General features: G+C 55.9%; 19 protein-coding genes. 11 read left to right on the top strand and 8 right to left on the bottom strand.

Annotation, left to right across the window (positions count from 1 at the left end; translation table 11 throughout):
• Positions 1-100: 100 nt before the first annotated feature.
• The 3 genes from GCE01_RS08655 to rpmE all read right to left on the bottom strand — a co-directional run bounded on the left by GCE01_RS08655 (position 101) and on the right by rpmE (position 1,757).
• Complete coding sequence (locus GCE01_RS08655; RefSeq protein WP_046901536.1) at positions 101-685, bottom strand: DUF1013 domain-containing protein; 585 nt, start codon at positions 683-685, stop codon at positions 101-103.
• Between the two features lie 210 nt (positions 686-895).
• Entirely contained in the window at positions 896-1,378 is a 483-nt protein-coding gene (locus GCE01_RS08650) for an Hsp20 family protein (protein ID WP_167386140.1), read from the bottom strand.
• A gap of 154 nt (positions 1,379-1,532) precedes the next feature.
• Positions 1,533-1,757 (bottom strand): 50S ribosomal protein L31, encoded by a 225-nt coding sequence (rpmE, locus tag GCE01_RS08645; RefSeq protein WP_046901535.1) that lies wholly within the window; start codon positions 1,755-1,757, stop codon positions 1,533-1,535.
• A gap of 194 nt (positions 1,758-1,951) precedes the next feature.
• On the opposite strand from rpmE, the gene mscL reads away from it, so the two are divergent.
• Positions 1,952-2,410: a large-conductance mechanosensitive channel protein MscL gene (gene mscL / locus GCE01_RS08640; RefSeq protein WP_099212467.1), complete on the top strand. Its 459-nt coding sequence runs from the start codon at positions 1,952-1,954 to the stop codon at positions 2,408-2,410.
• Complete coding sequence (locus tag GCE01_RS08635) at positions 2,410-2,742, top strand: hypothetical protein (protein WP_099212465.1); 333 nt, start codon at positions 2,410-2,412, stop codon at positions 2,740-2,742. Before mscL ends, GCE01_RS08635 begins: the two co-directional genes overlap by 1 nt.
• A gap of 76 nt (positions 2,743-2,818) precedes the next feature.
• On the opposite strand, the gene secF is transcribed toward GCE01_RS08635, so the two are convergent.
• Both secF and secD read right to left on the bottom strand, forming a co-directional pair.
• Positions 2,819-3,763, bottom strand: coding sequence for a protein translocase subunit SecF (gene secF / locus GCE01_RS08630; protein ID WP_099212463.1), 945 nt, complete (start codon positions 3,761-3,763; stop codon positions 2,819-2,821).
• Positions 3,764-3,768: 5 nt separating this feature from the next.
• Positions 3,769-5,310, bottom strand: coding sequence for a protein translocase subunit SecD (secD, locus tag GCE01_RS08625; protein ID WP_064273473.1), 1,542 nt, complete (start codon positions 5,308-5,310; stop codon positions 3,769-3,771).
• 151 nt (positions 5,311-5,461) lie between these two features.
• On the opposite strand from secD, the gene GCE01_RS08620 reads away from it, so the two are divergent.
• Positions 5,462-6,457, top strand: a complete 996-nt coding sequence (locus tag GCE01_RS08620) for a Gfo/Idh/MocA family protein (protein ID WP_099212707.1) — start codon at positions 5,462-5,464, stop codon at positions 6,455-6,457.
• Between the two features lie 12 nt (positions 6,458-6,469).
• Here the strand turns inward: GCE01_RS08620 and GCE01_RS08615 are convergent, their stop codons facing one another.
• Both GCE01_RS08615 and GCE01_RS08610 read right to left on the bottom strand, forming a co-directional pair.
• Positions 6,470-8,281 (bottom strand): ABC-F family ATP-binding cassette domain-containing protein, encoded by a 1,812-nt coding sequence (locus tag GCE01_RS08615; RefSeq protein WP_099212460.1) that lies wholly within the window; start codon positions 8,279-8,281, stop codon positions 6,470-6,472.
• A 58-nt stretch (positions 8,282-8,339) separates the two neighbouring features.
• The gene (locus tag GCE01_RS08610) at positions 8,340-9,071 is read right to left on the bottom strand and encodes a response regulator (RefSeq protein WP_099212458.1); all 732 of its coding nucleotides are present in this window, start codon (positions 9,069-9,071) and stop codon (positions 8,340-8,342) included.
• 232 nt (positions 9,072-9,303) lie between these two features.
• Between GCE01_RS08610 and GCE01_RS08605 the strand changes: the two genes are divergently transcribed.
• From GCE01_RS08605 to recQ, 8 genes are all read left to right on the top strand, one after another.
• The gene (locus GCE01_RS08605; RefSeq protein ID WP_244591137.1) at positions 9,304-9,780 is read left to right on the top strand and encodes a sigma-70 family RNA polymerase sigma factor; all 477 of its coding nucleotides are present in this window, start codon (positions 9,304-9,306) and stop codon (positions 9,778-9,780) included.
• Between the two features lie 114 nt (positions 9,781-9,894).
• On the top strand, positions 9,895-10,470 hold the full coding sequence (locus GCE01_RS08600) for a sigma-70 family RNA polymerase sigma factor (RefSeq protein ID WP_046901528.1): 576 nt from the start codon (positions 9,895-9,897) through the stop codon (positions 10,468-10,470).
• Between the two features lie 208 nt (positions 10,471-10,678).
• Positions 10,679-10,852, top strand: a complete 174-nt coding sequence (locus GCE01_RS16855) for a NepR family anti-sigma factor (RefSeq protein WP_160298815.1) — start codon at positions 10,679-10,681, stop codon at positions 10,850-10,852.
• Between the two features lie 91 nt (positions 10,853-10,943).
• The gene (locus GCE01_RS08595) at positions 10,944-12,749 is read left to right on the top strand and encodes a sensor histidine kinase (RefSeq protein ID WP_244591136.1); all 1,806 of its coding nucleotides are present in this window, start codon (positions 10,944-10,946) and stop codon (positions 12,747-12,749) included.
• Positions 12,750-12,833: 84 nt separating this feature from the next.
• On the top strand, positions 12,834-14,525 hold the full coding sequence (gene cydD / locus GCE01_RS08590) for a thiol reductant ABC exporter subunit CydD (RefSeq protein WP_099212451.1): 1,692 nt from the start codon (positions 12,834-12,836) through the stop codon (positions 14,523-14,525).
• On the top strand, positions 14,522-16,195 hold the full coding sequence (gene cydC / locus GCE01_RS08585; protein WP_099212449.1) for a thiol reductant ABC exporter subunit CydC: 1,674 nt from the start codon (positions 14,522-14,524) through the stop codon (positions 16,193-16,195). The genes cydD and cydC overlap by 4 nt, the downstream gene beginning before the upstream one ends.
• A gap of 59 nt (positions 16,196-16,254) precedes the next feature.
• Positions 16,255-16,662: an OmpA family protein gene (locus tag GCE01_RS08580; protein ID WP_046901524.1), complete on the top strand. Its 408-nt coding sequence runs from the start codon at positions 16,255-16,257 to the stop codon at positions 16,660-16,662.
• Between the two features lie 13 nt (positions 16,663-16,675).
• Positions 16,676-18,526: a DNA helicase RecQ gene (gene recQ, locus GCE01_RS08575; protein WP_099212447.1), complete on the top strand. Its 1,851-nt coding sequence runs from the start codon at positions 16,676-16,678 to the stop codon at positions 18,524-18,526.
• A gap of 15 nt (positions 18,527-18,541) precedes the next feature.
• On the opposite strand, the gene GCE01_RS08570 is transcribed toward recQ, so the two are convergent.
• Positions 18,542-19,009 carry a copper chaperone PCu(A)C gene (locus tag GCE01_RS08570; RefSeq protein ID WP_099212706.1) on the bottom strand — a complete coding sequence of 156 codons (468 nt, stop codon included), beginning with the start codon at positions 19,007-19,009 and terminating at the stop codon, positions 18,542-18,544.
• Positions 19,010-19,085: the final 76 nt, after the last annotated feature.

Here is a 19,085-nt window from a genome sequence, read left to right as displayed (position 1 = left end):
TCATGAATCCATATCACGGCTGAGGCGGCCTAAACCAGTCAGGCCCGCACCAATAAAAAAAGGATGCAGCTTCGTGAAAAGCTACATCCTTGATCTCAGCTCAGTGAGCGCTGTCTTCATGAGCGTCGTAAGCACTCACCACAGGAAGCGTCTGACCTTCACGGGCAAGACGGTCGTTGGCGGCTGAGACCGCTGCGTTCAGATCCATCTGGGTGCAAAGACCGAGAATGACGGGATCGCGCGGCTTGATATTGGCGCTGTTCCAATGCTGGCGGTCACGCACCTTAATGATGGTGTCCTTCGTCGTGCCCAGCAGCTTTACGATCTGAGCTTCCGTCAGATGCGGGAACTGACGAAGAACAAACGCAATGGCGTCAGGGCGGTCATTGCGCTTTGCAACAGGCGTATAACGCGCGCCCTTGGCGCGACGCTTCACCGGACTGCCAGATGACAGGATCTTCAGCTTGGAGTCCGGGTTCGCTTCGCAGCGCTTGATCTCGGCGTCAGACAGCTGATGATTTTTGACGGGATCGTAACCGTTGATTCCGGCTGCAACTTCACCATCAGCAATTGCCTGAACTTCAAGCGGATGCATGCCACAGAATTCAGCAATTTGAGTAAAGGTCAGGCCGGTTTTCTCGATTAGCCAGACGGCCGTGGCCTTGGGCATCAAAGGCAGGGTCATGTCAGTGCGTTCCTTTTGGGGCGCTAAGGGGCCGGCGAGAGCGCAGGCACCGATTGGCGTACCCGGAGAGGAACGAAAGGCCGCTCGGGATATGATCGCGGCACCTGCTGGATGCACGGCGATAATGAGAAACGGTATGGGGCACCATCACACATCTGGTCAAGGTCGAAACGGCAGGGCAAATCCAAAAACCGCCCTGCCGATCCTCCGTCATGCAGCGTGCTGCGTGCCAGCGTATGTGGATGCCGCTACGTTCTGATGACCAGGAACACCATTCCCTGTAACAATCGGAATACGGCGCGGCCGGACAGCTTCAGGAACAACCTGCCGCACTACGATGGTCAACAGACCATTCTGAAGCTCGGCCTGATCAATTTCTGTGTGATCGGCAAGCACGAAGCGCCGCTCAAAAGCTCTCGTCGCAATACCGCGATGAAGCCACTCACGATCCCGGGTATTTTCGGGAACGCTGCCACGAATGACGAGCGTATTGTCTTCCTGGAGAACCTCGACATCATCGGGGCCAAAACCGGCAAGAGCCATGGTCAGGGCGTAGTCTGTCTCGGCAGTTTTTTCGATATTGTAGGGGGGGTAGCTCGGCATAGCCTGAGCATTGGCAGCGTTGCCAGCCATACGGGCAAGGCGATCAAAGCCAATTGCGCTGCGAAACAGCGGCGTAAAATCGTATGTCATGAAAACCTCCTCAAGGCAGGGTTCATCTGATGCAATCCCCAATTGGCAGACTGCTCTTGGTTTACCGGCCATGACCCCGAAGGCATCATGACCGATATTCCAGATGGTACCTGTCCTGCGCCCCTTCAAGAGGGGAGCGTGGAGGCAGACAAGCTTACTTGCGGGTACCGATACCAGCGAAGCGCTTGTTGAACTTGGCAACCTGGCCTCCTGTGTCGAGCATACGCTGCACGCCAGTCCAGGCCGGATGGGACTTCGGATCAACGTCGAGACGCAGCGTAGCACCAGGCTGACCATAGCAGGAGCGGGTCTTGTACTCGGTGCCATCGGTCATGATGACGTTGATTTCGTGGTAGTCGGGATGAATGCCGGATTTCATGAATTCTCTACTCCAGGAAAAAAGCTCCGATACCGACCGGAGCGAATCATGAGGCGCGTATAACGGAAACCGCTCAAGGATGAAAGTACACTTTACGGGATCGCATGAGTCCGTTTATCCCTTGGGCGATGCAGGTAGCGCTTTTCCGGCCTGCAACCGCAGTGATGCGGGTTCCCCCAAGAGAGGTTCGAAATATGAGCGAAACGAAACATGCCCTGCATACTCCGGGCTGGCTGAGCGACTTCCAGAAATTCATTATGCGCGGAAACGTGCTGGATCTCGCCGTCGGTGTCATCATCGGTGCGGCCTTCACCACAATTGTGAACAGCGCCGTCAAAGACGTCCTGACGCCTTTCATCGGCCTCCTGACAGGTGGTGTGGATTTCTCTAACCTCTTCATCACCCTGAAGGGCCCGGTCAAGGATACCCTTGCAGAAGCACAGAAGGCCGGTGCGGTTACCGTCAATCTTGGTGTTTTCCTGAATGCTGTCATTCAGTTCCTGATCGTGGCATTCTTCATTTTCTGGGTTGTGCGCCTCATCGGCAAGCTTCACCGCAAGGAAGAAGCTGCACCAGCAGCGCCGCCAGCACCAACCAAGGAAGAAGTTCTCCTGACAGAGATCCGCGACATTCTGGCCACCAAGGCTTCCTGATGTCACGGCAGGCTCCTTTCGGAGCAACCTTCACCCGCAAACTGACAGGTTTTGTTTTGGTGGGGAGCCTGCTCTGTGGATGCGTGGCACGTCCTTTCGAAGGCGTGCCCCCATCTCCGAATGCCAGACTTTATGCGTATCTGATTGCTCACGGCATGGCACGAGGGGCGTTAATGAGGGGAAAAGTTACCCCTCAGAATGTTCAAAAGCTCATAAGCCTCGACCATGATGCTCAAAAAGCAGTTCTGAACGCTACAAGACTTCAGACATCATCGAAAAATAGTCAGGCAGACGCCGCAATCGCAGCATTTCTGACCAGCTTCGATAGCTAGACATTCCGCCTCACGGCACAAAAAAACCGGCTCTAACTGAGCCGGTTTTTTTGTGCATGATAAAGTCTTCAGAGCATCATTCCGTATCGGAGGAAGGAGTTTTCCGAAGTCGCTTTTCACCCATCAAAAGCAGCAGGGGAGCAGCGATGAAGATGGAAGACGATGTACCAACAACGATACCGAACAGCATGACCGTTGCGAACCCGGTCAGCGTGCTGCCACCAAACAAAGCCAGCGGCAGGGCCGCCAGAAAGACGGTCATGGAGGTGCCGAGCGTACGATTCAGGGTCTCATTAATGGAGAGATCCAGAAGCTCCCGCAGCGGCATCGTACGGTATTTGCGAAGATTCTCACGGATACGATCATAAACAACCACCTTGTCATTGGTGGAATATCCGAGGATCGTCAGCAATGCGGCAACCATCACCAGATCAAACTCAAAACGCGTAATGGCGAGGAAGCCCACGGTTTTCGTCAGATCCAGAATAAGTGTCACCACAGCACTAATGGCGAACTCACGCTCAAAGCGGATCCAGATGTAAGCCAGAATCATGGCCAGACTGAAACCGAGTGCCAACAGGCCATCACGGAAAAGCTCGGAAGATACCGACGCACCGACAGCATCAGCCCGCAGAACCTGCGTACCGGGTTCGGCCGCTGAGATGGCGGTCTTTACGCCATCGACGAGCTTCTGTGTCTGCGCTTCACGATCCGCACCTTCCGGCGCATTGATTGAGATGCGGACATCCCGCGGAGAACCGAAGGCCTGAACAGCATCCGGATGAATGTCTGCCTTTTCCAAAGCAGAGCGCAGCTTGCCAAAATCTGCGGCTCCCGGCGTCTGGGCTTCGACGATGATACCACCCCGGAAATCGAGGCCGAGTTTCAGGCCCGGCTCGAAAAACAGGATGACAGAAGCAATGGAGAGAACCGCCGAAACGATAAGCCCCATATGACGGCCGCGCATGAAGTTGATGCGCCGATCGTCACGGACAAAACGGAGAAGGGGACGTGACAGCATGACGTTCAGACCGGCAGTTCTTTAGGACGGGCAAGGGCATACCACCGCACGACAAGGAAGCGTGACAGCAGCAGGGTCGTGAAGAGGGTCGTCACGATGCCGATGGTAATCGTCAGGGCGAAGTTCCGCACGGGACCCGTGCCGAACACGAACAGCATGACATGGGCGAGAAACGCCGTCGCATTACTGTCAACGATTGTGCTGGTTGCGCGCTCGAAGCCAGCTTGCAGTGCCTGAAGCGGCGCACGCCCGCGCTTCACTTCTTCTCGGATGCGCTCATTGATGAGGATATTGGCATCCACAGCCATACCAAGCGTCAACAGCATACCCGCCATACCTGGCAGCGTCAGCGTCGCCTGGAAAAGAGACAGGATCGCGACCATCAGGATCAGGTTGGCGAACAGCGCAATATCCGCATACAGGCCGAAGCGACCGTAGAAGAGCACCATGAACACCACGACCAAAACAAATCCGGCCGCAAGGCTAAGAATGCCAGCATGGATGGACGCAGCGCCAAGGCTCGGACCAATCGTGCGCTGCTCGATAACAGCCAATGGAGCGGGCAGAGCACCAGCACGCAGCAGAAGCGCGAGATCGGACGCACTGTGGGCATCAAAGCCACCTGTGATCTGACCACTCCCTGCCGTAATCGGATTAATAATGTTCGGCGCTTCGATAACCTTGTTATCAAGCACGATCGCAAACCGCTTACCCACGTTGGCGCGGGTCGTATTGGCAAAAGCTGTTGCACCAGCGCTATTGAGCTGGAACGTCACGGCCCAGCCACCGCTCTGCTGATCGATCACCGCACCTGCGTTCGTCAGATCCGTACCATCAACATCCACATGGTCCTGTACGGCGACCTGAGAATGAGTGCTGATGTCTTCCAGCATCGCCGAACCGGGGCTGGCAACACTTGGGTTTGGCGCCAGTAGACGGAATGTCAGACGGGCAGTTGTTCCCAGAAGAGTCTTGATCCGCTCTGGATCACTGACACCAGGCAGTTCCACCACGATCCGGTCATCGCCCTCACGGGCAATGCTTGGATCAATGGCACCCGTGGCATCAATACGGCGGCGAACGATCTCAATGGACTGAGCAACAGCGTCCCGGGCACGCGCCAACATGGCATCATGCTGAAGCGTAAGCACAATACGACCATTGGCCTCAGTGACATGAAATTCATCAGGCACAACGACAGGAAGATCCTGCATTGTCTTCAGGGCAACAGCGCGCTCCGCATCGGAACGTGGCTCAAAGCTCAGGCTGGCCGTTTGATCATCCTTCTGGAAATCACGGTAACCAAGAGATTTGTCCAGAAGGGTCTGACGTGCCTGATCCTGCAAGGACTGCAGGCGGTCATGCTCCAGGGACTTCAGGTCAAGCTGCAGCAGCAGATAAGAACCACCACGGAGATCAAGGCCAAGGTGGATCTGCCGCCAGGGCAGGGACTGCGTGGGGGCACGCATGAAATTGGGCAGACAGAACAGGAGGCCGATCAGGCAGATGCCTGCGACGCCCAGCAGTCTGAGCCGGCTATAATACATCATAACGGGTCGAGATGTCCTCGGCGGGTTTGGACGGTTCGAGTTTCTTGCGCGGGACCATGCCGCTTCCGCAATGCCGATGCAACCTTTCACCAACATTCCGCCCCTGACGGCTTTGCGAAGCCGTGATGGACTGGTAATCCTGTCACCCATGAACACTCGGCGACAGCTTCGGGTCGGCATCGTCGGTGCCGGTCACTTCGGGCGATTTCACGCCCTCAAATCAGCCGCAAATCCGGCTGAAAATCTGGTGGCGCTTTTCGACCCTGATCCGGCACGTGCGACAACAGTCGCGCGTGAGGCACGTTGTGCCGTTGCAGAAACTTACGAGGCTCTGCTGAATTCGGTCGAGGCTGTGATCATTGCGGCTCCAGCCGAACATCATTTCCGACTTGCCAGCGAGGCCCTTAACGCGGACCGCCATGTTCTCGTTGAGAAGCCGATCGCAGCCACTTTGGATGAAGCTCGCAATCTGGCGGATCTCGCATCCCGGACGGGCAAAGTTCTTCAGGTGGGCCATCTGCTGCGCTACTCCGCAGAGCACAGGGCAATCACAGAGCGCATCGATAAGCCGCTTTACATTGAAGCCACACGCATCGCGCCTTTCAAGCCGAGAGGGACAGATGTGTCTGTCATTCTGGACCTGATGATCCATGACCTGGATCTGGTTCTTGCAATTGTAGACAGCCCGATTACGGACATCGATGCCATTGGAGCAGCCGTTTCAAGCGAACACGAAGACATCGCGAACGCGCGGGTCCGCTTTGAGAACGGATGCGTCGCCACAATCACGGCAAGCAGAATTTCCCTTAAAACAGAACGCCGTATGAGACTTTTCTCACAGGAAGGCTACCTGTCAGCAGACTTCATGGAGCGCAAACTCAGCTTCATTGGCAGAGAACGTGGCCTCTTTCTACCGGGAACTGGAGGCTTCAAACGCGAAGCCATCAGCTGGCATGACCACGACAACCTTGCCGTAGAGCACGAAGCTTTTGCTGAATCATGCCTTAACGGTGCACCAGTGCTGGTTGATGCCCAAGCTGGAATCCGAGCGCTCGATGCGGCAATCCGCGTCACCGAAAGCATCCATGCGTCTCGCAAGGCAATGGAGCTCTCAGGCCTTATCCCGGTAGCAGATAAGGCCTGAGAGCCTTATTTTTTACTGGCTTTCCAGCTCTTCTTTTTTGGCTTCCAGTTCAAGCCATTGCTCTTCAGCATCAGTCAATTCACGCTCTGCCGCCTGAAGGGCATCACTGATTTTGGTGAATTTTGCTGGGTCCTTGCTGTAAAGCACGGGGTCAGACAATGCCTCGCGATACGTGACAATAGCCTTTTCCAGTTTAGTCATTTTTCCGGGAAGAAGGTCAAGGGCCCGCTTGTCATTATAACTAAGCTTCGTCTGCTTCTTTTCTGATTTTACAGTATTTTTCGATACAAGGTCATTCTCACCCCGATCTTCTGAATAACGCTCGGCAGGAGCTTCACCGCGCCTCTGAACCAGCATGTCCGAGTAGCCGCCGGCGTACTCGATCCACTGTCCATCCCCCTCGGACACGAGAACAGACCCCGCTACACGATCAAGAAAATCACGATCATGGCTGACCAGAAGAACGGTTCCCGCATAGTCCGCCAGCATTTCCTGCAACAGATCCAACGTTTCCAGATCAAGGTCATTGGTGGGCTCATCGAGCACCATCAAGCTGGATGGCTTGGCCAGCGCGCACGCAAGAGCAAGACGCCCCCGCTCACCACCAGATAATTTTCCAACGGGCGTACGTGCCTGTTCCGGACGGAACATGAAGTCCTTCATATATCCGATAACGTGACGCTTCTCATTCCCGACCTGAACCATATCCCCACTGCCGCCTGTAAGCGTGTCAGAAAGGCTCTTGGTAGGGTCCAGACTTTCACGCTGCTGATCCAGCGTCACCATGGCAACAGACGGTCCGATATAAACAGATCCTTCCTGCGGGGGCATGCGACCGGTCAGAAGACGAATAAGAGTGGTCTTTCCTGCACCATTGGCGCCAACCAATCCCAAACGGTCTCCGCGCAGAATTTTGAGATCGAGATTTTTTACAATCGTGCGATCCCCATATGCCCACCCCAGGCTTTCCGTACCGATCGTAATCTTGCCGCCGCCATCTGCTTCTGTCGCAGACATGCGCAGCGTGCTGGTGCCGCGCGCGGAGATTTCTCGACGGTTATTCCTCAAGGACGCCAGTTCAGCAACACGGCGCACGTTACGCTTCCGGCGCGCTGTCACGCCATAGCGCATCCAGTCCTCTTCCCGAGCGATCTGACGATCCAGCTTGTGGGCATCACGTTCTTCCTGCTCCAGCACTTCGTCCCGCCAAGTCTCATAGCGCGAAAAGCCTTGGTCCAGACGCCGCGTCTTGCCCTGCTCAAGCCACACCACACTTCGGGATAACGTCTCAAGAAGGCGTCGATCATGGCTGATGACAATCATGGCGCAGCGCGACGCGGCCAGCTCTTTTTCCAGCCAGGTAATCGTCGGAAGATCCAGATGGTTTGTCGGCTCGTCCAGCAGCAGAAGATCTGGCTCCGCAGCCAAGGCGCGGGCGAGGGCGCAGCGGCGAACCTCGCCGCCAGATAACCGTTCGCACCCTTCGTCACCCGTCATGCCAAGTTCAGCGAGCATGGATCGGGCCCGATAGTGCTCCGTCTCATCCAGCCCATCTGCGACATAATCGAAGGTGGAGGAGTAGGCCGTCAGATCAGGCTCCTGCGCAAGGTAATGCACCTTGACGCCCGGCTGTACAAACCGGGTCCCGTCGTCAGCAACGATGTCGCCAGCCGCTATTTTGAGGAGTGTAGACTTACCGGAGCCATTCCGCCCCACAAGGCAGATGCGTTCGCCCGGAAGAACGCCGAGCTCGGCGCCATTAAGGAGCGGGCGTCCGCCAAGAGTGTAAGTAATATTCTGAAGAAGAAGAATGGGTGCCGACATATCCCCTATGTGTCGCAGGGAACGTTTGCCCGCAAGGCACCCAAAGACGGATTTTCTCTCAGACGGATTTTATGCCACCCGTTACGGCCTGATAGGTCGCTACGGCCAGCGCCATCGGCTCGAATGGTTTCGTAATCACGAAGGAAGGCTCATGCGCTTCTCCGGTTAACAAGCGCTCCGGATAAGCCGTGACGAAAATCACAGGCGTTTCATGTGTTTTCAGAATACGCCCAACAGCGTGCATTCCATCACCGCCGCCGCCAAGATTGATATCAGCCAGAATAAGACCTGGCTTTGTCTCGGCAGCCAGCTTCACGGCATCAGCCTCCGTGTACGCAACACCCGCGATTTTATGGCCACAGCGCTCGACCAGATCCTGAATATCCATGGCAATGATCGGCTCATCTTCAATGATAAGAACCGTCGTCTGCGCAATGCCCTGAAGAGCCTGCCGAGCTACCGCCAGATTTGCAGCGGCATCCTCTTCAGTAATGGAGAGAGCCCGAGCGGCCGACGCCAGCGACTGCTCCTCAAGCGAGGTCAGAAGCATGAGAGCCCTTTGAACAAGAGTCATGTCTGGCCGATCAGCATTCTCCTTCGAGAACTCCTGCACGAGCTTGCCGTATAGTGCCAGCCGGGGAGGGAGATCTGATTTCTCTGCTGCCAGAAAATCCTTCAGGGCACCGGCTACCAACCGGTCTCCCTGAGCCTGATCTCCAGTCAGGGCACGGGCAAAACGGCGAGCATAGGGTAGCGCCGCAATGAGTTCGTGACGTGACGTGTCAGCCATGGATCCTCAGCCTCTTAATATTGGACAGCCGCGCGGAAACCTTATGAAGGACTATCCGTTTGTGGCGATTGAATAATCATGACACGAGCGACCGGATACGCCTAGTGTCTGTCTGCATCCGCAGACTTCACCTTCCTGAAAGGACCTCCCTCTGACGGCACCTGTTTCCGAGCCTGAAACGGCTCCACAGGAGAAAAGAGGCGTTTCCTTTCATCAGGAACTCCTGAAGACGTTGCCAGACCTCCGTGGTTTCGCACGGTTCCTGACACGTGATGCCGTCGCAGCAGACGATCTGGTGCAGGACACAGTTGTTCGCGCACTCGCTGCGCAAGCACAGTTCCAGGCAGGAACGACGCTGAAAGCGTGGCTGTTCACAATTCAGAGAAATGCCTTCTATGAGCAGCGCAGACGATCTTCCCGCGAACAGGAGATCATGCAGAACGTCGAAATGGACATGCCCCTGTCGTCCGAAATCCCCTCCATGCAAAGTGCCCGAGATGCCGTAACGGATCTCGGAGAACTTATCTGGAAACTTCCGGACCTTCTGCGCGAAGCTATCATCCTCGTGGGCGCACAGGAGCTGTCTTATGAAGAAGCCGCCTGCATCTGCAATGTTCCATCGGGAACCATGAAAGCACGCGTCTCACGAGCAAGAAGCCAACTTTCCATGTTGGCCGAAGGAAAAAATCATCAGGAAATGACTCTCTAACCAACTGACAAATAATAATTTTTAAAAAATATCAAAAAAATCTCTTTTTGATGCAACGATCCTGGAACTCCGTTCATTGATCCCATGAAACAGGACGAAACCAGGAGTACTTCCATGACGTTCCATGATCAGGTCATCGCAATCCTACCGAAGCTGCGTGTGCAGGCCCTGTCCCTGACGCGTAACCGCGCTGCTGCGGAGGACCTTGTTCAGGACGCCGTGTGCAATGCTCTAGCCGCCCAGAACAGCTTCATTCCCGGCACGAATTTCTCAGCGTGGATGCATCGTATCCTGCGTAACCGCTTCATCTCCGACCTGCGCAAGCGTCGTGAGACGACCGACATTGACGATGTGCCAGCATCAACATTCGCAAGCCCGGCAACACATGAAGATCGTCTCGCTTTGAAGGATCTGTCGCTGGCACTCTCTCGCTTGCCGGCTGACCAGCGCGAGGCACTCGTTATGGTCGTTATTCAGGGCATGAGCTACGAAGCTCTGGCTGAAGCAACTGACTGCGCTGTTGGTACAGCTAAAAGCCGCGTTTTCCGTGCTCGCCGCCAGCTTGAAGCATGGATGACAGGCGATATGCCGAGCAACGACAAGCTGCGCGTGAAGGTGAAGGCCCTGCGTGATGCTATCGATGTGCGCCATCGTGCCGGACAGTCAGCAGATGATCTGCTTTTCTCGTAAGCCTGGATTGAACTTTTAGCCTCTCGGAAACGTTCGTATTTCGCCCATTTTGGAATTGAAGCGATTGCGGTAACTGAGCCGTTTTTGTAAACAGTTCTTTACCGCCGTGCAGGTCTGTAGCTTTCGAACAGCCTCAGAACCTCACGGCGATCTGCAGGGAGCAGAGGCGATTATTCTGCGTTGTCACAGAGAGGCTCAGGACTAGACAATGACCGGAGGAGACAAGTCCCAATCCTCATCCGGAAAATCCAAAGGCGATGATCAGGATTCTCCCTTTGGTATCTGGCTGAGCCGCGGACTTCATCAGCTCTTTGACGATGTTGCGAGCGAACCTATCCCTGAAGAGCTTTTAAAGCTGATCGAAGAAGACCGGAAAAAGTGATTGCACAGGAAACCTGGCCTGAGATCCTGGGCAGCAGGTCATAAAGGGTCTCGTCATTCCTTATCGCAGAATGGTTTTTCGCAGCGTTCGCATGTTCGATACGGTTGGGGCTCGCGTTATGGCCCTGATCGTCGCGACAACGCTTCCCCTTGCGACAATCGCGGGTCTTCTGGCGTGGCATAGCTACCAGGAAAACGTTGGCAACGCTTTGGCCAGAACCGAGCGCGACGCTCAGGCAGCGCTTTCCGAATTATCAAGCGATCTGGACCAGACCCACAGCGTGCTGGACATGCTGGCTGACAGGGACATCACCGCGGAAACGGCTCTCCGTGAATTCGGCCTCGTCCAGACGATTTCCCAGCATCATTATTGCTCGCTAATGCTGACTGACGCGCAGGGGCATCCGTCAGTTGTGCTTCCTCCACCGTCGTCTCAAGACCCGGCGATCTGTCCGTCCGGGCAACTCCTTACGACATTGAACCAGAATGGCGCACGCCCTAATATCGGTGTTGACGTCATCAAGGGGGGGCGTGGCCCTCTCATAAGATTCGTCGTTCCCCTGATGAATCAGGGTACGATCGCAGGCTATATCATCGCGGTAAGGACACTGGGCTGGCAGCGCAGCCATCTCCCAGCTGGTGATGGAAGACTGCTCCTCGGTGTCAACGACAATGCGAGAAACCTCCTCATGATGGGGGATGGATCGATCTTTTCGCTTTTTCCAGATCGACCCAATATTCCAGAACTTCCCACGGCTGTTCATGATCGGCTGAAAAGAGATATTGCGAATCATGCTTTGCATGACTCGTTCACGTTTCACGGCACGACTTACGTTCTGCAAAACGCCTATGGCCCGGTCAGCCTTCTTGTTGCTACCGAGCGGACCCGCGAAGAAAGTCGGGCACTTAATATTTTTCTGATCCGCGTGGGTCTGATTGCGACGCTCCTAGTCTTGGAGCTGTTGATCGTCGCGTGGGCTGCACGGACTTTCCTTGTAGAACCCTTGGAAAGGCTTGCCCTGGCCGTAGCGGAGTGGCGGCGAGGGGCGCCATTCGACCCGCGTATCAATCGTTCTATCCCTCTGGAAATCCGTCATCTTGAGCGTGCCTTTCTGAGAGCAACGCGCCGGCTCACGCGACATGAACGCGCCCTTGAGAAGTCCGCACACCATCAGGACATGCTCATCCGGGAAATTCATCATCGGGTTAAAAACAATCTTCAGGTCATTGCATCTCTCCTGAATCTTCAAGCCAGTCGCATCCGGTCCCATGAGGCCCGCGAAGAATTCAGACTAGTGCGGGACAGGGTCCGCGCGCTCGCCACGCTGCATCGTTATCTGTATTCCGAAAACGGCCTTTCCGCGCTGGATGTTCAGAGTTTTCTGGAAGAGCTGTGTTCCATTCTCTTCTCCGCCCACAGCATGAATACACAGACACGCATTCGGCTGGAGCTGGACATCGAACATGTCCTGATTTCACCCGATCAAGCAGTCCCTGTTGCTCTGATCGTGACTGAAGTTGTCAGCAATGCTCTCCGTTATGCTTTTCCAGAAAATCGTGCGGGCGTCGTTCGCATTTCGCTTCATCGCGTCAAAAATCCGCCTGCCGACAAATCCGGGTTGGTAGAATTTGAGCTCGGAGATGACGGGATCGGGCTCGAAGCGTCCCGCGCGACCGAATCACGGAACAGACGGGAAGGGATTGGCATTCAGTTGATCCGGGGATTTGCCCGCCAGATCAATGCGGATCTTCTCATCTCAAATGAGGACGGCACATGGTACAACATGAAGTTCGTACCCGCAGATCCGTCGCCAACAGCTGTCGCGATTGCCCATAAAGCAATCCACAGCGAAGAGTCGCCATCGTCCGCAGGCTCCGGCAGCCCGTCCGACTCCTGAAATAACCACTTAAAATCTAAATAAGCAGCAAGAAATGCGTCAAAGACTGTCTTGTGGCGACTTTGCGACCTATATGCAGGGATCATGAAGGCCGACAAGACAATCGCAAAAGCGTGGATAAAAGCTCAGGGGCGTGCCAGCCGTTCCCTGACCTCCGTTATAGTGATCCTCGGACTGCTCTCGACTCTCCTGGGTCTTCTGCAGGCATGGGCTCTGGCCCGGACACTTGCCGCCATTCTGACCGGACATCCGGGCAACGCACCTCCGGCTATCGGAATGTTCATTGCCGTGAGCGTGATCCGCGTAGGCCTGACGGCAGTGCAGGACATCAGAGCATCGTCCGCAAGTCTTTCAGCCCGCCGCCGACTTCGTTCTGAAATCATGGCCCGCATTATTGGCGAAGGTCCTGCGCTTCTGCGTCGGCAACACAGCTCGGCAATCGCCTCCACCCTTGTGGATCGCGTGGAAGCGCTGGATGGGTATTTCGCACGTTGGCTCCCGGCATCTGCGCTTTGGCTCGTCTCACAATGGATCGTTGTTGCGGCTGTCTTTTGGCAGAACCATCGTGCGGGCATCATCCTCGCAATCTGCTGCGCGTCCCTTCCGGTCTTTCAGGCATTCTTCGGGATCGCCACTGCCGTTGCGTCCCGCCGTCAGTTTCTGGCGATGACACGTCTGCAGACGCGCTTTCTGGATCGCGTTAAGGGAATTGCTACGATTGTTCTGTCTGGCAGCACGGAACGTGAAGCCCAGGCGCTGGCAGCGAGTGCCGATGATCTCCGCCTACGGACCATGAAGGTCCTGCGTATTGCCTTCATTGCATCCGCTACGACAGATATCGCCATGGTCGTAGCGCTGGTGTTGATCGTCATCACCCAGAGCCATAGCCTTAGCAGCGCGACGCCTGAAATTGCCCTGACACGAGCCCTTTACGCCATTCTTCTTGTGCCAGAAGCATTCGCCTCTTTTCGTGCCTTGTCTGCGGCTTATCAGGATCGCGCCCATGCGACAGCAGCCGCCGAGGCTATGCATGAGTTGGCTGACCTTCCTGAAGAACTGTCGTCAACGCCCGCACTTGCTGCTGTACAGAATGGTCGTGGCCTCACCGTGACCGCTGAAAACCTGTCGTTTTCCTGGAACGAAGAACGCGGTCCCGTGATCGAAAACGTGAGCTTCACGCTCCCGGCCGGCGAGACATTGATTTTGGAAGGGCCATCGGGCGCGGGCAAATCCACACTTCTCGAACTTCTTCTGGGTTTTGTAGACCCGACACAGGGCCGCATCCTTCTGGACGGCACAAACATGGCCACCCTGACGCCACGACAGATTTCATCCCGCATTAGCTGGATCGGGCAGAAACCGGTCCTTTTTGCAGGAACAATTCGCGAGAACATTCTTTTCGCTAAACCTGAGGCTTCCGACCAGGAGTTGCAGTCAGCAATTTCTCACGCAGCAATGGATAGCTATATCCCGCATCTTCCCGAAGGCTTGGAAACGCGGATCGGAGAAGGCGGGTTTGGTCTTTCAGGCGGACAGGCCCAGCGCATTGCGATTGCCAGAGCTTTCCTCAAGAACGCGCCACTTCTGCTTCTGGACGAACCCACATCACATCTGGACCCGGCGACAGAGGCAGACATCCTGACCAGCCTTCATCGTCTGGCTGAGGGGCGAACAGTGGTTCTCTGTACACATTCTGCGCAGGCCCAGAAGTTCCATGGTCGCCACCTTGTTCTCAGCAAGGGTCGCGTTATCTCCTATACGGAGCAAGCAGCATGAGCGCTTCTCTTCAATCGCAGCGCCCGGAGAACAGCACGGCTCTTTCGCGTATTATCCGCGTCTGGAAGCCACATTACGGCCGCCTGATTACAGGCATCGTCATTGCAGAACTGGCTGTATGTTCCAGTCTGGCTCTGATGGGGCAGGCCGGTAGTCGCGTTGCGGCTGCAGCCGTAGGGATTGCTGCTGGGTCGATGCTGTTACAGGCAGCCGGTGCCTCCCAGATCGTCCTGCGATATCTGGAACGCCTATATACGCATGATGCGATGTTCCGCGCCCTGTCAGACCTGCGCGTGTGGTTCTATCGCCGTCTCGCAAAAGGCGCAGCAGCAGGCCTTGGCTTCCAACGCTCTGGAGATCTCCTGTCTCGTCTGGTCTCGGACGTCCAGACGCTCGACAATCTCTACCTGCGCATTCTAGTCCCGATGGCGTCCGCTGTTCTGACGCTGCCAGTTGCCGCGTTTGTCTGGCTTAAAGCTGGAACACTCCCCGGCTTGCTCACAACAGTACTATTCGCGGTCCTTGCTTTCGCCATGCCTTGGGTGGCAACCCGAGTGTCACGGCGTTTTGGCCCGGACATTCTTCACGCTGAGGCGGATCTGCGCGTAGCAGCTCTTGATCTGACGTCAGGTCTCCGAGAAGCTCGTGCTTTTGGCGCCGAAGACGTCCTTGCAAACGCGGTGACTGAACGCCAGGAAGCCCTGTTCTCTGCCCAGCGCAGACAGGCCATCCGCATGGCGCTGACAAATCTGGTGGCTGGTCTGGTCGCCAAAGCAGGTATCGCTATCATTCTCTGTGCAGTCGCAGGTCTGATTTTCCAGCAGGCCGCACCAGTTGCTGGAATCGCAGCACTTTTTGTCGCCATTACCGCCCTGGAAGGCGTGACGGGCCTCTCTCGTGCAGGCCTGTTATATGGCCAGGTTTCGTACGGTGCTGAACGCATCATGGAAGTGGCCGAGAAGACCCCGACTGTCGCCGAGGGAACAACGCCGCTTCCATCTGGACGAGACATCAAAGTCGATAGGGTAACCTTTCGATGGACTCCGAATCGGGAACCAGTTTTTCGCGATCTCACCCTCTCTCTTCGGCAGGGCGAGCGCGCAGCGCTGATTGGCCCCTCAGGTGCCGGAAAAAGTAGTCTTGCAGCGCTGATTCTGAAAGTTGTTGCACCTGAACGCGGAGAAATTCGTCTGGGTGGCGAAAATATTGCCAATCTGAACAACGACGCATTGCGCTCTCAGGTCGCGTGGCTCTCGCAGTCCAGCCACCTTTTTGATGATACGATCCGCAATAACCTTCTTCTCGGTCGCACCGATATTCCAGAAGCCGCACTCTGGAATGCTCTCGATCAGGCGAAAGTCGCGGATCTGGTGCACAGCCTTCCTGAAGGTCTGGATACATGGATTGGTGAAAGCGGATCGAAACTCTCCGGCGGGCAGGGACGGCGCATAGCACTCGCCCGTGTCCTGCTGTCAGACGCCCCGATACTGATCCTCGATGAACCTGCAACAGGCCTCGATGCGGATACCGAGAAGGCGTTCCTGGAGACCCTGAACAACGTTGCAGAAGGCCGCAGCGTTCTGCTGATAGCTCATCGCCTGACAGGCGTTGAAAGGCTGGATCGCATCTGGCGCCTTGAGAACGGACAGGTAGTTTCAAGCGCAGGTTGACCAGACTCTGCCGACAAGGCACCTAGGAGCCTCAATTCTTTCTCTCAGGACGTAACGCCATGGTTCGTATCCTTTCTTCCATCCGTATTGCGGCTCCGGCTTTCGTCCTGACCGCCGCTCTGGCCGGTTGTGCCGACCAGCCGACACGCGACAGCTACGTTGTTTTTTTCGACCGTGATTCCGTCTCACTGAGCCCGGTTGCTCAGGCAGTTGTCACAAAAGCTGCCACAGCAGCACGCAATGAGCACGCTCAGAGCATCCGCGTTTCCGGTTCTGCTGGCATGAACGGTGATCCGGCCGTTCTTAAGGAGCTTGCAGACAGCCGCGCGCAGGCCGTTGCAACACAGCTTGCCAATGACGGCGTGAATGGTGCGAAAATCGAGATCAAGCCAGAACCAGAGACAACCATCGACGCCTCCCACGTTGCGCTGCGTCGCGTCTCCATCACGATCACACCGGGTCTTTGAGCCGGAGCCCGGAGTGACGGAGGGACAAAACCACCCTGCGGCCAGACCGGGCCAATCTCCCGAACAGGTCCTTGCAGACGTGTTCGGGTTTCCAGGATTTCGCGGCCTCCAGGGAGAGGCCGTTGAAACTGTCATGCGGGGCGAAGACGTTCTCGTCCTGATGCCCACAGGTGGAGGAAAAAGCCTCTGCTATCAGGTTCCCGCATTATGTCGGGACGGCATGGGTCTCGTTATTTCTCCCCTGATTGCCCTGATGGACGATCAGGTAGCCGGCCTGAGGCAGCTCGGTATCCGTGCCGCAGCCCTTCATTCCGAGCTGGACGCTGAAGAGCGCGACATCCTGCATCAGGATCTTCGCAATAATCAGATCGACATCCTGTACATTTCGCCGGAACGGCTTTTACAGCCCGCGACCAGCAACTTTCTCTCCAAGCGCCGTATTTCCCTGATCGCGATTGACGAGGCTCACTGCGTTTCTGCATGGGGGCACGAATTCCGACCGGAATATCGAGCCCTTGCGTCGCTTCCTGAACTCTTCCCGAACGTCCCCCGTATTGCTCTAACGGCAACGGCTGACCCACGCACACGCGACGATATCCTGAATGTTCTCGGGATGCCCGATGCACGCGTCCTGATGGCGAGCTTTCACAGGCCTAATCTTTTCATGGAAGCCCGCCCAAAGGGAGGCGAAAGCAAGCAGCTGACCGAGGCACTGGAAAGCCATCGGAGCGGTGCTGCCATCGTCTACTGTGGAAGCCGTAACAAGACCGAACGTGTAGCAACAATGCTGCGGGGCAAAGGCCTGACTGCGCTTCCGTTTCACGCAGGTCTGTCTCCCATTGAAAAACGCGCGACCCTTATGCGGTTCCGCTCTGGCGAAGACATGGTCATTGTTGCCACAGTAGCGTTCGGAATGGGCATTGATCGCCCGGACGTCCGCTGTGTTGTACACTTGGACATGCCATCCTCTCCGGAAGCCTATTACCAGCAGATTGGACGGGCAGGGCGTGATGGTGAGAAGTCAGACACGCTCCTGCTTTATGGCGGTGAGGATATGGCTCGCGCGCGACACTGGCTGGAGCAGTCAAGCGCGCCTGACAACGAAAAGCGCGTCATGCAGTCCCGTCTGGAGAGCATGATTGCCCTCACGGAAACCACAGGCTGCCGGACACAAGCGCTTCTTGCCTGCTTTGGAGAAAATCTGTCCTCTCCCTGTGGCCATTGCGACAACTGCATCAATCCCGTGTCCACATTCGATGGCACCGAGGCCGCGCAGAAAGTTTTGTCAGCCATTTATCGCACAGGGCAACGCCTCGGCGCCGTCCAGCTCACCAACGTCTTACGCGGCAAAACCAACGAAACCATCGAACGTCACGCCTATCAGCACCTTTCAGTGTTCGGGATCGGGAAGGATCAGACCGAGAACTGGTGGCGTGCCGTAGTCAGACAGCTCATTGCGCGCGGTGCAATCCGAACGCACGGCGAACATGGAAGCCTTGCGCTTCAGAGCGAGATTGCGCGGCCAATCCTTCGTGGGGAAGAAAGGGTCTCTTTGCGACTGGACGCCAAGCAGAGCCTTATTGCTCGGTCTCCGACCACCAATCCGGAAAACGACAATCTTTCCGCAGAAGAAAAATCTGTTTTCGATGCGCTGCGACAATGGCGCCTTTCAGAAGCGCGGGAGCAGGAAATTCCCCCTTACGTCATTTTCCACGATTCGGTTCTTCGGGACATCGCAAGAGAACACCCCGTCAGCCATCAAGAACTCGGCAGTATCAAAGGGGTCGGGGCCTCGAAACTCGACCGGTACGGCGAATCGGTTCTGGCCGTTATCAAGGAGATCTCAGCCACCATCATGGCCTGAGATCTCCAAATCAGTTTATTTGGCCGCTTCGACCGTAAAACCGATCGTTATGCTGTCACCATCGAGGAACTCGAAGGTAAACGGTACTTTCTGTCCGATCTGAAGACCCTGCTGCACACCACCGCACAGCAGATGATAACCGGAAACCGGAAATATCATGTCTGAGTTATGGGGCAGGGCCAGATGCGAAAACAGATCATTCGTCGCCTGCGTCTGCTCCTGGTTCGTGTGATGCGCCGTGATGGTGGAGCAGGCCGGTGACGTGATGCCCTTCAACAGATGATCACTGTCATCATCATTGCGAATCGTGAAATACGCATTGGCCCGTGTGTCATCATGCTTCGACGGGGCAAGTGTTCCATCCAGAACGACAATTTTTTGGCGATTATGCTGTGCAACTGGCAGAGCGCCAGTGTCCTGCGCAAAAGCAGGAACAGCAGAGAGCGATAATAAGACAGCAAAAGCCGCAGATACCCGTTTCAACGATAGTCTCCCGGTAACGGACAGGCCCATTTGGGCCAGAACGGATGATCCGGTAAACTGCTCCTATTTTCCTGGC

Origin of the sequence: Gluconobacter cerinus, from assembly GCF_002723935.1 — a bacterium.
GTDB classification, from domain to species: domain Bacteria; phylum Pseudomonadota; class Alphaproteobacteria; order Acetobacterales; family Acetobacteraceae; genus Gluconobacter; species Gluconobacter cerinus.
Note: the sequence above shows the minus strand (reverse complement) of the source record. Positions and strands in the feature narration are given on the sequence as shown.

Excerpts from the sequence above, each read along its gene's own strand:
- secF (WP_099212463.1), bottom strand. The coding sequence starts at position 3,763 with ATGCTGTCACGTCCCCTTCTCCGTTTTGTCCGTGACGATCGGCGCATC.
- GCE01_RS08600 (WP_046901528.1), top strand. The coding sequence starts at position 9,895 with ATGACGTTCCATGATCAGGTCATCGCAATCCTACCGAAGCTGCGTGTG.
- GCE01_RS16855 (WP_160298815.1), top strand. The coding sequence starts at position 10,679 with ATGACCGGAGGAGACAAGTCCCAATCCTCATCCGGAAAATCCAAAGGC.
- mscL (WP_099212467.1), top strand. The coding sequence starts at position 1,952 with ATGAGCGAAACGAAACATGCCCTGCATACTCCGGGCTGGCTGAGCGAC.
- GCE01_RS08620 (WP_099212707.1), top strand. The coding sequence starts at position 5,462 with ATGAACACTCGGCGACAGCTTCGGGTCGGCATCGTCGGTGCCGGTCAC.
- GCE01_RS08610 (WP_099212458.1), bottom strand. The coding sequence starts at position 9,071 with ATGGCTGACACGTCACGTCACGAACTCATTGCGGCGCTACCCTATGCT.
- GCE01_RS08615 (WP_099212460.1), bottom strand. The coding sequence starts at position 8,281 with ATGTCGGCACCCATTCTTCTTCTTCAGAATATTACTTACACTCTTGGC.
- rpmE (WP_046901535.1), bottom strand. The coding sequence starts at position 1,757 with ATGAAATCCGGCATTCATCCCGACTACCACGAAATCAACGTCATCATG.
- GCE01_RS08655 (WP_046901536.1), bottom strand. The coding sequence starts at position 685 with ATGACCCTGCCTTTGATGCCCAAGGCCACGGCCGTCTGGCTAATCGAG.
- cydC (WP_099212449.1), top strand. The coding sequence starts at position 14,522 with ATGAGCGCTTCTCTTCAATCGCAGCGCCCGGAGAACAGCACGGCTCTT.
- GCE01_RS08635 (WP_099212465.1), top strand. The coding sequence starts at position 2,410 with ATGTCACGGCAGGCTCCTTTCGGAGCAACCTTCACCCGCAAACTGACA.
- secD (WP_064273473.1), bottom strand. The coding sequence starts at position 5,310 with ATGTATTATAGCCGGCTCAGACTGCTGGGCGTCGCAGGCATCTGCCTG.
- GCE01_RS08580 (WP_046901524.1), top strand. The coding sequence starts at position 16,255 with ATGGTTCGTATCCTTTCTTCCATCCGTATTGCGGCTCCGGCTTTCGTC.
- GCE01_RS08650 (WP_167386140.1), bottom strand. The coding sequence starts at position 1,378 with ATGACATACGATTTTACGCCGCTGTTTCGCAGCGCAATTGGCTTTGAT.
- cydD (WP_099212451.1), top strand. The coding sequence starts at position 12,834 with ATGAAGGCCGACAAGACAATCGCAAAAGCGTGGATAAAAGCTCAGGGG.
- GCE01_RS08595 (WP_244591136.1), top strand. The coding sequence starts at position 10,944 with ATGTTCGATACGGTTGGGGCTCGCGTTATGGCCCTGATCGTCGCGACA.